The following is an 11499-nucleotide window of genomic DNA, read 5'->3' on the forward strand; positions in this document are numbered from 1 at the left end:
GTTGTGGAATATCGCATCGGAATAGACACGACCGACAGGATTGCCGTGGAGGAACCCCGAATTCGTTTTAGACCTTTTCGACAAATACATTATAGCCACTCGCATGGCGAATTGCATTTGATTCGATCTGGTGCGAATCATCATCGGGCTCTTACCAGTTCCTATACCGGGCATCATATGCTTTTGCAGCTCGTTAATCTTACTTTCCGTGCAGCAAGTGCTGCCCTTTACAGAAGGCGTGCATGAATTGTGCCCGGAAAGGATCACTGTGCGCTTTCGCTAAGGATTGCGTCCAAATCTTTAAAAACGTCATTGATGTCCTGCTCACCATCAATATTTGAAAGCACGCCTTTTGCATCATAGAACGCTAAGAGCGGTGCTGTTTGATTCATATTTACTTCCAGACGGTTCGTGACAGTTTCCGGATTATCATCCGCTCGCTGATAAAGTTCCCCGCCATCCTTGTCACAGATTCCATCCACTTTTGGTGGATTAAACTGCAAATGATAGGATGTGCCGCATACTTTGCAAATTCTGCGACCGGTCAATCTTGCGATCAGTTCTTCCTTTTCGACTTTGATGTTCAGAACATCTGTGATTTTCCGTCCCATATCAGCGAGAAGCTGATCGAGCGCCTCGGCTTGAGGCACTGTGCGAGGAAATCCATCTAGAAGGAAACCTTTGTCGCAATCCGACTTGCTTAATCGTTCACGAACGATTCCGATAGTCACTTCATCAGGCACAAGTGCGCCTTGATCCATGAACGACTTTGCTTTGACTCCAAGTTCCGTGCCTTCTGCTATTGCAGCACGGAACATATCGCCTGTAGAAATATGAGGGATTTCGTACTTTTCGACAATTTTGTCTGCCTGTGTGCCTTTTCCGGCTCCAGGTAGACCCATTAATACGATATTCATACGTCTTGCCCTCCATCCATATTACACCGATAGGGACAAACCTATACGGATTTATTTCATGAAGCCTTTGTAATGCCTTTTTACGAGTTGGGATTCCAACTGCTTCATAGTCTCAAGGGCAACCCCGACGACGATGAGCAAACTCGTTCCACCGATCTGAGCCGACTGTGGAAGGTTGGCTAGATTGATGAAGAAAATCGGCATGACTGCGACGAGCGCCAAGAAGATGGAGCCGACGAATGTCAGTCTGTACAAAGTGCTAGTCAAGTATTTTTGTGTGTTTTGTCCTGGACGAATGCCCGGGATGTAAGCACCTTGCTTTTTCAAGTTGTCCGCCATATTTTCTGGATTCACTTGAATGAATGCATAGAAATAGGTGAACGCAAGGATCAATGCTACGTAAATGATCATTCCGACAGGATGTGTGTAATCGAATGTCCGAGTGATGAACTTCGTTACGCTGTTCTCGCCGAAAAATGCCGCCAATTGCTGTGGTGTGATGAAAAATGCCACGGCAAAGATTACTGGAATAACTCCGGCTGCATTCAATTTCAATGGCAAATGAGTTTGTTGTCCTGCAGTTGTTTGACCGCGGCCAGTCACTCGTTTTGCATATTGAATTGGAATTTTACGAAGCGCTTCTTGTACGTAAACGACACCAGCAATGATTGCGATAATAACAATCAATAATAGTGCCATCGTTGCAATACGGATGAATAGCAGGTCGCCCGCATCTTGAATTTGAGTGGCATACAGTTGGTTAACCGCGTTCGGGATACCCGCCGCAATACCAGCAAAGATGATAATGGAAATTCCATTACCGACACCTTTTGCGGTAATTTGTTCACCCAGCCACAACAAGAATGAAGTTCCTGCTGTCAGAACGATTGCAATTACGATGTAAGTTGAAATGCCTTCATCCTTGATCAGCGTGCCGCCGAACATTTGGTTAAACCCGAATGACATAGCGATCGCTTGGATAAAAGCAAGAACAACAGTGAAATAACGTGTGAACTGGGCAAGCTTCCGTCTTCCGACATCCCCTTGCTTCGCCCACTCTGTAAATTTCGGAACGACATCCATCTGCAATAACTGCACGATGATGGATGCGGTGATGTAAGGCATGATTCCCATCGCGAAGATAGAGAACTTGGATAATGCCCCACCACCAAATGTGTTTAAGAAACCGATAAATTGGTTATTCGTTGCTTGTAAAGCAGTCGCGTCAACGTTCGGCACTGGAATGAAAGTTCCGAGCCGGAAAACGATGAGCACAAGTAGTGTGAAAATGATTTTAGACCTAATATCTCTAACGCGCATAAAGTTGGAGATTGTCTGAAACATTATACCACCTCGGCTTGCCCGCCCGCTTTCTCGATTGCTTCTTTAGCAGAAGCGGAGAATTTGTGAGCTTTGACAGTGATCTTTTTCTCAAGAGTCCCATTACCAAGAATCTTAATACCGGATTTTTCATTGCTCACAATTCCTGTTTCGACTAGCAATTCAGGCGTTACTTCCGTGCCATCCTCAAAACGGTTAAGAGTTTCAAGGTTAACGATCGCGTATTCCTTACGGTTGATGTTCGTAAATCCACGCTTAGGAAGACGTTGGAAAAGTGGAAGCTGACCACCCTCGAATCCGAGACGAACGCCGCCGCCGGAACGAGCTTTTTGACCTTTGTGACCTTTACCGGAAGTTTTACCAGTACCGGAACCGATACCACGTCCAATACGCTTACGTGATTTACGTGCGCCTTCGGCTGGTTTCATTTCGTGTAATTTCATCCTTATCGGCACCTCCTTATTCGAAAATGTGGATTATTGTTCTTTTACAGATACCAAGTGGCTGACTTTGTTGATCATGCCGCGGATTGCGACGTTATCTTCATGTTCAACCGTTTGGTTTAATTTGCGCAGACCTAATGCTTCAACTGTTTTGCGTTGTGCCGGTTTAGCACCGATCACACTTTTAGTAAGGGTGATTTCAAGTTTATTTGCCATTGTATTTCCCCCCTCAACCTAACAGTTCTTCTACGGATTTGCCGCGCAATTTTGCTACGTCTTCTGCGCGTTTCAAGCTCTTCAGCCCTTCAATTGTTGCACGGACCATGTTGATTGGTGTGCTAGAACCTAGAGATTTTGAAAGGATATCCGTGATTCCTGCTAGTTCTAGTACCGCACGGACAGGTCCTCCGGCGATAACTCCAGTACCAGGTGCTGCTGGTTTGATAAGGATCTGTCCAGCACCGAAACGTCCTAGTACTTCGTGTGGTGTAGTTCCTTGTACCATTGGCACTTGAATCAAGTTTTTCTTCGCATCTTCGATAGCTTTACGGATTGCATCTGGAACCTCTTGTGCTTTACCAGTTCCGAAACCGACACGGCCGTTTTTATCTCCGACTACGACAAGTGCAGTAAAACGGAAACGACGTCCACCTTTAACCACTTTCGCTACGCGGTTAATCGTAACTACGCGTTCTTCGAATTCACTTTTAATCTGATCATTACGACGCATGAAATATGTCCCTCCTTCTTAATTAAAATTCCAGTCCATTTTCGCGTGCTGCGTCCGCAAGAGCTTTGACACGGCCGTGAAATAGGTATCCGCCACGGTCAAAAACGACTGACTTGACGTCTTTTTCAACGGCTTTTTTCGCGATCATTTCGCCGACTTTAGCTGCTGCTTCAGCATTGCCTTTTGAGTCAGCACCGAACTCTTTATCCATAGTGGAAGCACTTGCAATCGTAACGCCATTCACATCATCGATCAATTGTGCATAGATATGTTTATTTGAACGGTACACATTCAAACGTGGACGCGCTGCGGATCCGCTGATTTTCGTACGCACACGTGCGTGACGTTTTTTACGTACAGCGTTTTTATCCTGTTTTGTGATCATCGTGGTCACTCCTTCCGGATGCCTTAAGCGGCATTATTTACCTGTTTTTCCTTCTTTGCGGCGGATTTGTTCGCCTTCGTACTTGATACCTTTACCTTTGTAAGGCTCTGGTGGACGTACTTGTCTGATGTTCGAAGCAAGAGCACCTACGCGCTCTTTGTTGATGCCACGAACGATGATCTTTGTATTGGAAGGAACTTCAACTTGGATTCCTTCTTCTGGTGTGAATTCAACTGGATGAGAGTATCCAACGTTCAATACAAGCTTATTACCTTGAAGTTGTGCACGGTAACCTACCCCGACAAGTTCAAGAGTACGCTCGAATCCTTGAGATACACCTACGACCATGTTGTTCAAAAGTGAACGAGTTGTTCCGTGGATGGAACGGTGTTCTTTCGCGTCAGAAGGACGGACCAAAGTGATAACGTTGCCTTCTTGTTCGATTTTGATATCAGTGTTAAATGTATTTGTAAGTTCGCCTTTCGGTCCTTTTACAGTAACGTGGTTGTCATCAGAAATAGTGACAGTTACGTTTTCAGGCACCTCAATCGGCTTTTTGCCAATACGGGACATTCAATTGCACCTCCATTCTATTGTTGCGGATTACCAAACGTAAGCTACGACTTCTCCGCCTACTTGTTTTGCACGAGCTTCCTTATCTGTAAGGAGACCATGTGACGTGGAAACGAGGGCGATACCTAGACCATTCAAAACTTTAGGCACTTCGTTCGTTTTTGCATAAACGCGAAGACCCGGTTTTGAAATACGTTTAAGACCAGTGATAACACGCTCGTTGTTTTGACCATATTTCAGGAAAATGCGGATGATGCCTTGTTTGCTATCTTCCACGTATTCGACATCGCGTACGAAACCTTCACGCTTCAAGATTTCTGCGATTTCTTTTTTCATATTTGAAGCAGGTACCTCAAGCTTCTCGTGGCGAACCATGTTCGCGTTACGGATGCGTGTAAGCATATCTGCAATCGGATCACTCATTGTCATTCCATTAACCTCCTTCCCAAGTTAGGGGATTACCAGCTAGCTTTTTTGACGCCTGGGATTTGTCCCTTGTATGCAAGTTCGCGGAAACAAATACGGCAAAGTTTGAATTTACGATATACGGAGTGCGGACGACCACAGCGCTCGCAACGTGTATATTCTTGTACTTTGAACTTTGGCGTACGTTTCTGTTTAACGATCATTGATTTCTTAGCCACGTTTTCGCCTCCCTTTTATTTACTTTTGGAACGGCATGCCGAACTGCGTCAATAACTCACGTGCTTCTTCATCGGAGTTTGCAGTCGTAACGATGACGATATCCATTCCACGTACTTTTGATACTTTATCGTAGTCAATTTCAGGGAAAATGAGCTGTTCTTTAACACCTAGCGTATAGTTGCCGCGACCATCGAATGCTTTTTTAGAAACACCACGGAAGTCACGTACACGAGGAAGTGAAATAGCGATCAGCTTGTCAAGGAATTCATACATGCGATCTCCACGTAGCGTTACTTTCGCTCCGATTGGCATACCTTCACGTAGACGGAATCCAGCGATTGACTTCTTCGCTTTTGTAACTACTGGCTTTTGACCAGAGATAGTTGTTAAATCTTCTACTGCCGCATCTAGTGCTTTTGAGTTTTGAACTGCGTCACCTACACCCATGTTGATGACGATTTTCTCGACTTTCGGCACTTGCATGACAGACTTATATTCAAACTTGCTCATAAGAGCAGGTGTGATTTCTTTTACGAATTTATCTTTCAGACGGCTCATTCTAAAGAACCTCCCTTCTTCAAGAGATTATTTTTTTTCTTTAAGTTCTTTTTTGCTAATTACGTCAAGTACTTCGCCGGACTTTTTAGCAACACGGGATTTGATGCGGTATGTTTTGCCGCTTTCCGTTTTTTCCTCGTATTTGTAACCGACGCGAGTAGGTTCGCCCGATTTTGGATCGATGAGCATTACATTAGAAACATGGATAGCTGCTTCCATGCTCACAATGCCTCCTTGAGGATTTGCTTGGTTCGGTTTTGTATGCTTTTTGACGATGTTAACACCTTCGACAAGAACTCGTTCTTTGTTTGGAAGTACTGAGAGGATGACGCCAGTTTTACCTTTGTCTTTCCCAGTGATAACTTTTACTTTATCGCCTTTTTTAACGTGCATTGTATCGCACCTCCTTGATTGGCACTGTCATGTGATTAAAGAACTTCTGGAGCTAGTGAAATGATCTTCATGAAGTTGTTGTCGCGAAGTTCGCGGGCAACTGGTCCGAAAATACGAGTTCCACGTGGGCTCTTATCATCACGGATGATTACGCATGCGTTTTCGTCGAACGTAATGTAGGAGCCATCTTTACGACGCACTCCGCTTTTCGTGCGGACGATAACAGCTTTAACAACGTCACCTTTCTTGACAACGCCGCCTGGTGTTGCTTTCTTGACCGTAACAACGACGATATCACCGATATTCGCAGTTTTGCGTCCAGTACCACCAAGTACTTTAATTGTTAAAACTTCACGCGCACCTGAATTGTCGGCAACTTTCATACGAGTTTCCTGTTGAATCATTGAGGCTACCTCCTCTCGGAATTTACTTTCCGAACGTTATTAAATGATGACCGCTTTTTCGACTACTTCGATGAGGCGGAAACGTTTTGTTGCTGATAGTGGGCGAGTTTCCATAATGCGAACGATATCGCCGATTTTCGCTTCATTCATTTCATCATGTGCTTTGAATTTCTTTGAATACTTTACACGCTTGCCGTATAAAGAATGCTTTTTGTGTGTCTCTACCATTACGGTAACTGTTTTATCCATTTTGTCGGATACGACACGGCCTGTATATACTTTGCGCTGGTTACGCTCAGTCATGGCTGCAACCTCCTTCATCAGTTATTTGCACTGATCTCTCTTTGACGTATTACAGTTTTCATGCGCGCAATCGATTTGCGAACTTCGCGGATGCGTGCAGTGTTTTCTAATTGTCCTGTCGCTAATTGGAAGCGAAGGTTGAAAAGCTCTTCTTTCAGTGATTTTACCTTTTGCTCGATTTCTGCAGTTGTCAAGTCACGGATTTCATTAGCTTTCATTAGACTCACCACCAATTTCTTCACGTTTAACAAACTTGCTCTTTACAGGCAGTTTGTGCGATGCGAGTCGAAGTGCTTCACGTGCAACTTCTTCAGACACACCTGCAATTTCAAACATTACTCGACCAGGTTTAACAACTGCTACCCAGCCTTCAACAGCACCCTTACCGGAACCCATCCGGACTTCAAGAGGCTTTTTCGTATATGGTTTATGCGGGAAAATATTGATCCATACTTTACCGCCACGCTTCATGTAACGTGTCATCGCAATACGGGCAGATTCGATTTGACGGTTTGTGATCCAGCCAGATTCAGTAGCTTGGATGCCGAATTCACCGAATTGAACTTTTGCGCCGCCTTTTGTCATACCGCGCATCTTGCCACGGAATACACGACGGTGTTTAACGCGTTTAGGCATTAACATATTAGTTGCCTCCTTCCTCAGAGTTCTTCTTCACTGGAAGGACTTCTCCCCGGTAGATCCATACTTTAACGCCTAGCTTACCATAAGTAGTATCGGCTTCTGCGTGTGCATAGTCGATGTCAGCACGTAATGTATGGAGAGGAACAGTTCCTTCGCTGTAGTGTTCCGCACGAGCGATGTCGGCACCGCCAAGACGTCCGGATACTTGCGTTTTGATACCTTTAGCGCCAGCACGGATTGTGCGTTGGATCGCTTGTTTTTGTGCACGACGGAAAGATACACGGCTTTCCAATTGACGTGCGATTGATTCTGCAACCAATTTCGCGTCAAGATCTGCACGTTTGATTTCAACGATATTGATGTGAACACGCTTGCCAGTGATTTCGTTAAGCTGTTTACGAAGTGCCTCGACTTCAGAACCGCCTTTACCGATCACCATACCTGGCTTCGCAGTGTGAATAGTAATGTTAACACGCTTTGCTGCACGCTCGATTTCCACTTTGGAAAGTGCTGCGTCAACAAGACGTTGTTCGATATATTCACGGATTTTCAAGTCTTCGTGTAATAGGTCTGCGTAGTCTTTTTCTGCATACCACTTCGAATCCCAATCACGAATGATGCCAACCCGTAAACCGTTAGGATGTACTTTTTGACCCACGAATTATCCCTCCTTCTTTTCAGATACCACTACAGTGATGTGGCTAGTACGTTTGTTGATCGCACTTGCACGCCCTTGTGCACGTGGACGGAAACGTTTCATTGTCGGACCTTCATCAACGAATACTTCGCTTACGATGAGGTTTTCGACATCCATTTCATAGTTGTGTTCAGCGTTTGCAATTGCTGATTTCAATACTTTTTCTACAACCGGAGATGCCGCTTTAGGCGTCAGGCGTAGAATCGCGACAGCTTCACCGATTTTCTTGCCCCGGATAAGATCAACGACCAAACGGACTTTGCGAGGAGCAATGCGGACTGTGCGGGCAGTAGCTTTTACTTGTTGCATCAGGAATACCTCCTCTCAATTAGCGTTTTGTTTTCTTATCGTCGGCACCATGACCTTTGTAAGTGCGCGTAGGTACGAATTCGCCCAATTTGTGACCAACCATATCCTCAGTCACATAAACAGGTACGTGTTTGCGTCCGTCGTATACAGCAATCGTCAATCCGATGAAAGACGGGAAGATAGTAGAACGGCGAGACCAAGTTTTGATAACCTGTTTTTTTGGTGCATCTTTTTGTGCATCAACCTTTTTCAATAGATGATCATCTGCAAAAGGTCCTTTTTTCAAGCTGCGGCCCATGTCGAAACCTCCCTCCGTGATTGTACTACGGCCCAATCATTGAACCGCAGTGCTATCACATTATTTTTTACGACGACGAACGATAAGTTTGTCGGATTTGTTGTTTTTCTTACGAGTTTTGTAGCCAAGAGCCGGTTTGCCCCAAGGTGTAACAGGAGTCGGACGGCCGATTGGTGTACGTCCTTCACCACCACCGTGTGGGTGATCGTTAGGGTTCATGACAGAACCACGAACAGTCGGGCGCTTGCCTAACCAACGAGAACGACCTGCTTTACCGATGTTGATCAATTCGTGCTGCTCGTTACCAACTTGGCCGATTGTAGCGCGGCAAGTAGCTAGAACCATACGAACTTCACCAGATTGTAGACGGATGATGACATATTTGCCTTCACGACCTAGAAGTTGTGCAGATGTACCTGCAGAACGTACTAGCTGTCCGCCTTTACCAGGCTTCAACTCGATGTTGTGGATCGTAGAACCCATTGGAATGTTTTCTAGTGGAAGTGAGTTTCCTACACGGATATCAGCTTCCGGTCCAGACATGATTGTCATGCCTACTTCTAGACCTTTTGGTGCTAGGATGTAGCGTTTTTCTCCATCTGCATAGTTAATCAATGCGATGTTAGCAGAACGGTTTGGATCGTATTCGATCGTAGCAACGCGTCCTGGAATGCCATCTTTCAGACGTTGGAAATCGATGACACGGTATTGGCGCTTGTGGCCTCCACCTTGGTGACGAACAGTCATCCTACCTTGGTTGTTACGGCCGCCTTTGCGTTTGAGCGGTGTAAGCAATGATTTTTCCGGCTTATCTGTCGTGATGTCAGAGAAGTCCGAGCTAGTCATGTTACGACGTCCGTTGGAGGTAGGTTTGTATTTCTTAATCGCCATTGGTGTTCCCTCCTTCGTTTAATTGCGTTTCAATTACATTTCAAATAGTTCGATGTCTTTGGAGTCTGCTGTTAACGTAACGATCGCTTTACGGCGCTTGTTCGTATAACCAGCATGTTTGCCCATACGCTTGAACTTACCTTTGTAGTTCTGAACGTTGACTTTTTCCACTTTCACGCCGAAGATTTCTTCGACTGCTTGCTTTACATGCGTTTTGTTAGCGCGTGTATCAACTTCGAAAGTGTATTTTTTTAACTCCATTTGTTCAGAAGAACGCTCGGTAATGACCGGACGTTTCAGTACATCACGTGCTTCCATTAACCAAGCACCTCCTCTAATTTTTCAACTGCACCTTTTGTGATGACAAGCTTATCATGAGCGACAAGGTCAAGAACATTGATGCCGTTAGCTGTAACTACGCTTACACCAGGGATGTTACGAGCAGACAATGCTACTGTTTCATCTAGGTCAGCAGTTACGAACAATGCTTTTTTCTCGATAGAAAGGTTTTCAAGCACTTTTACAAATTCCTTTGTTTTTGGTGCGTCGAAAGCTAGGCCTTCCAATACGATGATTTCTTCGTCGCGTACTTTTGTAGAAAGTGCTGAACGAAGAGCTAAGCGACGAACTTTCTTAGGAAGTTTGTAGCTGTAGCTTCTTGGAGTTGGACCGAATACGATACCGCCTCCACGCCATTGTGGTGAACGGATGGACCCTTGACGAGCACGACCTGTTCCTTTTTGGCGCCACGGTTTACGTCCACCGCCGGCTACTTCCGCGCGAGTTTTTACTTTATGGTTACCTTGGCGCAAAGAAGCGCGTTGTTGAACCAATGTTTCAAATAGGACAGCTTCGTTCGGCTCGATTCCGAAGATTGCTTCGTTCAATTCGATTTCGCCGACTGAAGAACCTGTCTGGTTTAGTACGGATACTTTAGGCATTCTTGTTTCCTCCTTCCTTTAGAAATTAGTTCCCTTTAATAGCACTTTTCACTTGGATCAATGATTTGCGTGCTCCTGGAACATTACCTTTAACTAGCAACAAGTTACGCTCAGCGTCAACTCGTACGATTTCAAGGTTTTGGATAGTAATTGTTTTCCCGCCAGTGCGTCCAGGTAGTTTCATACCTTTGAATACGCGTTGTCCGTCAACAGCTCCTAGGGAACCTGGTTTACGGTGGAAACGGGAACCGTGGCTCATTGGGCCGCGGGAATGTCCGTGGCGTTTAATAACACCTTGGAATCCTTTTCCTTTTGATACTCCTGTAATATCAACGATATCGCCTTCAGCGAATGCGTCAACTTTGACTTCCTGACCAACTTCGTACCCAGCTACATCCACTCCGCGGAATTCACGGATGAAGCGCTTAGGTGCCGTTTCAGCTTTTGCAACGTGTCCCTTTTCAGGTTTGTTCGCAAGCTTTTCACGTTTATCATCGAATCCAAGCTGGATTGCTTCGTAGCCGTCTGTTTCAACTGTCTTCTTTTGAAGAACAACGTTTGGAGCAGCTTCAATCACAGTTACTGGGATCAAATCGCCGTTTTCAGCAAAGATTTGCGTCATGCCGACTTTTCTTCCTAAGATTCCTTTGGTCATTTGTCACACCTCCTGAAATAGTTTGTTTTGTATTGGTAAGATTAAAGTTTGATTTCGATGTCTACGCCTGACGGTAAGTCAAGTTTCATCAATGCATCAACAGTTTGTGGTGTCGGATTGACGATATCGATTAGACGTTTATGCGTACGCATTTCGAACTGCTCGCGCGAATCTTTGTACTTATGTACCGCACGAAGGATCGTGTATACAGATCTTTCAGTTGGCAACGGAATCGGACCTGATACGCTAGCACCTGAACGTTTTGCTGTTTCAACGATCTTTTCAGCAGATTGATCAAGAATACGGTGATCATATGCTTTTAAACGAATACGAATCTTTTGTTTTGCCATTATTTTCCCTCCTTTTTCGCCTAT

24 protein-coding genes are annotated in these 11499 nt (G+C 45.0%); 1 reads left to right on the top strand and 23 read right to left on the bottom strand.

The genetic code is table 11. The features are described 5' to 3' along the window. The coding region (locus NCCP2222_RS05375; RefSeq protein ID WP_248510316.1) for a hypothetical protein at positions 1-246 on the top strand (246 nt) is incomplete at its 5' end. Positions 247-263: 17 nt separating this feature from the next. On the opposite strand, the gene NCCP2222_RS05380 is transcribed toward NCCP2222_RS05375, so the two are convergent. From NCCP2222_RS05380 to rpsJ, 23 genes are read right to left on the bottom strand one after another with little or no spacing between them, the layout of a single operon-like run. Further along, entirely contained in the window at positions 264-917 is a 654-nt protein-coding gene (locus tag NCCP2222_RS05380) for an adenylate kinase (RefSeq protein ID WP_248510317.1), read from the bottom strand. 51 nt (positions 918-968) lie between these two features. Continuing rightward, positions 969-2261 carry a preprotein translocase subunit SecY gene (gene secY / locus NCCP2222_RS05385; RefSeq protein ID WP_238080284.1) on the bottom strand — a complete coding sequence of 431 codons (1293 nt, stop codon included), beginning with the start codon at positions 2259-2261 and terminating at the stop codon, positions 969-971. Further along, entirely contained in the window at positions 2261-2701 is a 441-nt protein-coding gene (gene rplO, locus NCCP2222_RS05390; RefSeq protein WP_207959137.1) for a 50S ribosomal protein L15, read from the bottom strand. Before rplO ends, secY begins: the two co-directional genes overlap by 1 nt. Positions 2702-2734: 33 nt before the next feature. Beyond that, positions 2735-2917 carry a 50S ribosomal protein L30 gene (rpmD, locus tag NCCP2222_RS05395; protein ID WP_238080285.1) on the bottom strand — a complete coding sequence of 61 codons (183 nt, stop codon included), beginning with the start codon at positions 2915-2917 and terminating at the stop codon, positions 2735-2737. Positions 2918-2930: 13 nt separating this feature from the next. After that, complete coding sequence (rpsE, locus tag NCCP2222_RS05400; protein ID WP_248510323.1) at positions 2931-3431, bottom strand: 30S ribosomal protein S5; 501 nt, start codon at positions 3429-3431, stop codon at positions 2931-2933. A gap of 22 nt (positions 3432-3453) precedes the next feature. After that, positions 3454-3816: a 50S ribosomal protein L18 gene (gene rplR / locus NCCP2222_RS05405; protein WP_207959139.1), complete on the bottom strand. Its 363-nt coding sequence runs from the start codon at positions 3814-3816 to the stop codon at positions 3454-3456. 33 nt (positions 3817-3849) lie between these two features. Next, positions 3850-4389: a 50S ribosomal protein L6 gene (rplF, locus tag NCCP2222_RS05410; RefSeq protein WP_248510324.1), complete on the bottom strand. Its 540-nt coding sequence runs from the start codon at positions 4387-4389 to the stop codon at positions 3850-3852. A gap of 30 nt (positions 4390-4419) precedes the next feature. Continuing rightward, on the bottom strand, positions 4420-4818 hold the full coding sequence (gene rpsH / locus NCCP2222_RS05415) for a 30S ribosomal protein S8 (protein WP_184209324.1): 399 nt from the start codon (positions 4816-4818) through the stop codon (positions 4420-4422). 29 nt (positions 4819-4847) lie between these two features. Beyond that, a complete protein-coding gene (gene rpsN, locus NCCP2222_RS05420; protein ID WP_066366377.1) occupies positions 4848-5033 on the bottom strand; it encodes a 30S ribosomal protein S14 in 186 nt (61 codons plus the stop codon). 19 nt (positions 5034-5052) lie between these two features. Continuing rightward, complete coding sequence (gene rplE / locus NCCP2222_RS05425) at positions 5053-5592, bottom strand: 50S ribosomal protein L5 (protein WP_248510325.1); 540 nt, start codon at positions 5590-5592, stop codon at positions 5053-5055. Positions 5593-5619: 27 nt separating this feature from the next. Further along, positions 5620-5985: a 50S ribosomal protein L24 gene (rplX, locus tag NCCP2222_RS05430; protein WP_248510326.1), complete on the bottom strand. Its 366-nt coding sequence runs from the start codon at positions 5983-5985 to the stop codon at positions 5620-5622. 35 nt (positions 5986-6020) lie between these two features. Then, positions 6021-6389, bottom strand: coding sequence for a 50S ribosomal protein L14 (gene rplN, locus NCCP2222_RS05435; RefSeq protein WP_184209331.1), 369 nt, complete (start codon positions 6387-6389; stop codon positions 6021-6023). 39 nt (positions 6390-6428) lie between these two features. Next, positions 6429-6692: a 30S ribosomal protein S17 gene (gene rpsQ / locus NCCP2222_RS05440; protein WP_184209333.1), complete on the bottom strand. Its 264-nt coding sequence runs from the start codon at positions 6690-6692 to the stop codon at positions 6429-6431. Positions 6693-6709: 17 nt separating this feature from the next. Further along, positions 6710-6910, bottom strand: coding sequence for a 50S ribosomal protein L29 (gene rpmC, locus NCCP2222_RS05445; protein WP_025783856.1), 201 nt, complete (start codon positions 6908-6910; stop codon positions 6710-6712). After that, the gene (rplP, locus tag NCCP2222_RS05450; RefSeq protein ID WP_184209335.1) at positions 6900-7334 is read right to left on the bottom strand and encodes a 50S ribosomal protein L16; all 435 of its coding nucleotides are present in this window, start codon (positions 7332-7334) and stop codon (positions 6900-6902) included. The genes rpmC and rplP overlap by 11 nt, the downstream gene beginning before the upstream one ends. 1 nt (position 7335) lies before the next feature. Continuing rightward, the gene (gene rpsC, locus NCCP2222_RS05455; protein WP_248510328.1) at positions 7336-7992 is read right to left on the bottom strand and encodes a 30S ribosomal protein S3; all 657 of its coding nucleotides are present in this window, start codon (positions 7990-7992) and stop codon (positions 7336-7338) included. A gap of 3 nt (positions 7993-7995) precedes the next feature. Next, positions 7996-8340, bottom strand: a complete 345-nt coding sequence (rplV, locus tag NCCP2222_RS05460) for a 50S ribosomal protein L22 (RefSeq protein ID WP_207959146.1) — start codon at positions 8338-8340, stop codon at positions 7996-7998. Positions 8341-8359: 19 nt separating this feature from the next. Next, the gene (rpsS, locus tag NCCP2222_RS05465) at positions 8360-8638 is read right to left on the bottom strand and encodes a 30S ribosomal protein S19 (RefSeq protein ID WP_184209341.1); all 279 of its coding nucleotides are present in this window, start codon (positions 8636-8638) and stop codon (positions 8360-8362) included. 60 nt (positions 8639-8698) lie between these two features. Next, complete coding sequence (rplB, locus tag NCCP2222_RS05470) at positions 8699-9529, bottom strand: 50S ribosomal protein L2 (RefSeq protein ID WP_207959150.1); 831 nt, start codon at positions 9527-9529, stop codon at positions 8699-8701. A 33-nt stretch (positions 9530-9562) separates the two neighbouring features. After that, complete coding sequence (gene rplW / locus NCCP2222_RS05475) at positions 9563-9847, bottom strand: 50S ribosomal protein L23 (protein WP_248510330.1); 285 nt, start codon at positions 9845-9847, stop codon at positions 9563-9565. Further along, the gene (gene rplD, locus NCCP2222_RS05480) at positions 9847-10470 is read right to left on the bottom strand and encodes a 50S ribosomal protein L4 (RefSeq protein WP_238080293.1); all 624 of its coding nucleotides are present in this window, start codon (positions 10468-10470) and stop codon (positions 9847-9849) included. The genes rplW and rplD overlap by 1 nt, the downstream gene beginning before the upstream one ends. A gap of 25 nt (positions 10471-10495) precedes the next feature. Beyond that, positions 10496-11125 carry a 50S ribosomal protein L3 gene (gene rplC, locus NCCP2222_RS05485; RefSeq protein WP_248510333.1) on the bottom strand — a complete coding sequence of 210 codons (630 nt, stop codon included), beginning with the start codon at positions 11123-11125 and terminating at the stop codon, positions 10496-10498. Positions 11126-11166: 41 nt separating this feature from the next. Continuing rightward, on the bottom strand, positions 11167-11475 hold the full coding sequence (rpsJ, locus tag NCCP2222_RS05490) for a 30S ribosomal protein S10 (protein WP_042478628.1): 309 nt from the start codon (positions 11473-11475) through the stop codon (positions 11167-11169). Positions 11476-11499: the final 24 nt, after the last annotated feature.

It is taken from the genome of Sporosarcina sp. NCCP-2222, from assembly GCF_023168145.1.
Classification (GTDB): Bacteria; Bacillota; Bacilli; order Bacillales_A; family Planococcaceae; genus Sporosarcina.

Excerpts from the sequence above, each read along its gene's own strand:
- rpsJ (WP_042478628.1), bottom strand. The coding sequence starts at position 11,475 with ATGGCAAAACAAAAGATTCGTATTCGTTTAAAAGCATATGATCACCGT.
- rplV (WP_207959146.1), bottom strand. The coding sequence starts at position 8,340 with ATGCAACAAGTAAAAGCTACTGCCCGCACAGTCCGCATTGCTCCTCGC.
- rplR (WP_207959139.1), bottom strand. The coding sequence starts at position 3,816 with ATGATCACAAAACAGGATAAAAACGCTGTACGTAAAAAACGTCACGCA.
- rplW (WP_248510330.1), bottom strand. The coding sequence starts at position 9,847 with ATGGAAGCACGTGATGTACTGAAACGTCCGGTCATTACCGAGCGTTCT.
- rpmD (WP_238080285.1), bottom strand. The coding sequence starts at position 2,917 with ATGGCAAATAAACTTGAAATCACCCTTACTAAAAGTGTGATCGGTGCT.
- rplB (WP_207959150.1), bottom strand. The coding sequence starts at position 9,529 with ATGGCGATTAAGAAATACAAACCTACCTCCAACGGACGTCGTAACATG.
- rplN (WP_184209331.1), bottom strand. The coding sequence starts at position 6,389 with ATGATTCAACAGGAAACTCGTATGAAAGTTGCCGACAATTCAGGTGCG.
- rpsE (WP_248510323.1), bottom strand. The coding sequence starts at position 3,431 with ATGCGTCGTAATGATCAGATTAAAAGTGAATTCGAAGAACGCGTAGTT.
- NCCP2222_RS05380 (WP_248510317.1), bottom strand. The coding sequence starts at position 917 with ATGAATATCGTATTAATGGGTCTACCTGGAGCCGGAAAAGGCACACAG.
- rplD (WP_238080293.1), bottom strand. The coding sequence starts at position 10,470 with ATGCCTAAAGTATCCGTACTAAACCAGACAGGTTCTTCAGTCGGCGAA.
- rplP (WP_184209335.1), bottom strand. The coding sequence starts at position 7,334 with ATGTTAATGCCTAAACGCGTTAAACACCGTCGTGTATTCCGTGGCAAG.
- rplE (WP_248510325.1), bottom strand. The coding sequence starts at position 5,592 with ATGAGCCGTCTGAAAGATAAATTCGTAAAAGAAATCACACCTGCTCTT.
- rplO (WP_207959137.1), bottom strand. The coding sequence starts at position 2,701 with ATGAAATTACACGAAATGAAACCAGCCGAAGGCGCACGTAAATCACGT.
- rpmC (WP_025783856.1), bottom strand. The coding sequence starts at position 6,910 with ATGAAAGCTAATGAAATCCGTGACTTGACAACTGCAGAAATCGAGCAA.
- rplC (WP_248510333.1), bottom strand. The coding sequence starts at position 11,125 with ATGACCAAAGGAATCTTAGGAAGAAAAGTCGGCATGACGCAAATCTTT.
- secY (WP_238080284.1), bottom strand. The coding sequence starts at position 2,261 with ATGTTTCAGACAATCTCCAACTTTATGCGCGTTAGAGATATTAGGTCT.
- rplX (WP_248510326.1), bottom strand. The coding sequence starts at position 5,985 with ATGCACGTTAAAAAAGGCGATAAAGTAAAAGTTATCACTGGGAAAGAC.
- rpsQ (WP_184209333.1), bottom strand. The coding sequence starts at position 6,692 with ATGACTGAGCGTAACCAGCGCAAAGTATATACAGGCCGTGTCGTATCC.
- rpsS (WP_184209341.1), bottom strand. The coding sequence starts at position 8,638 with ATGGGCCGCAGCTTGAAAAAAGGACCTTTTGCAGATGATCATCTATTG.
- rpsH (WP_184209324.1), bottom strand. The coding sequence starts at position 4,818 with ATGACAATGAGTGATCCGATTGCAGATATGCTTACACGCATCCGTAAC.
- rplF (WP_248510324.1), bottom strand. The coding sequence starts at position 4,389 with ATGTCCCGTATTGGCAAAAAGCCGATTGAGGTGCCTGAAAACGTAACT.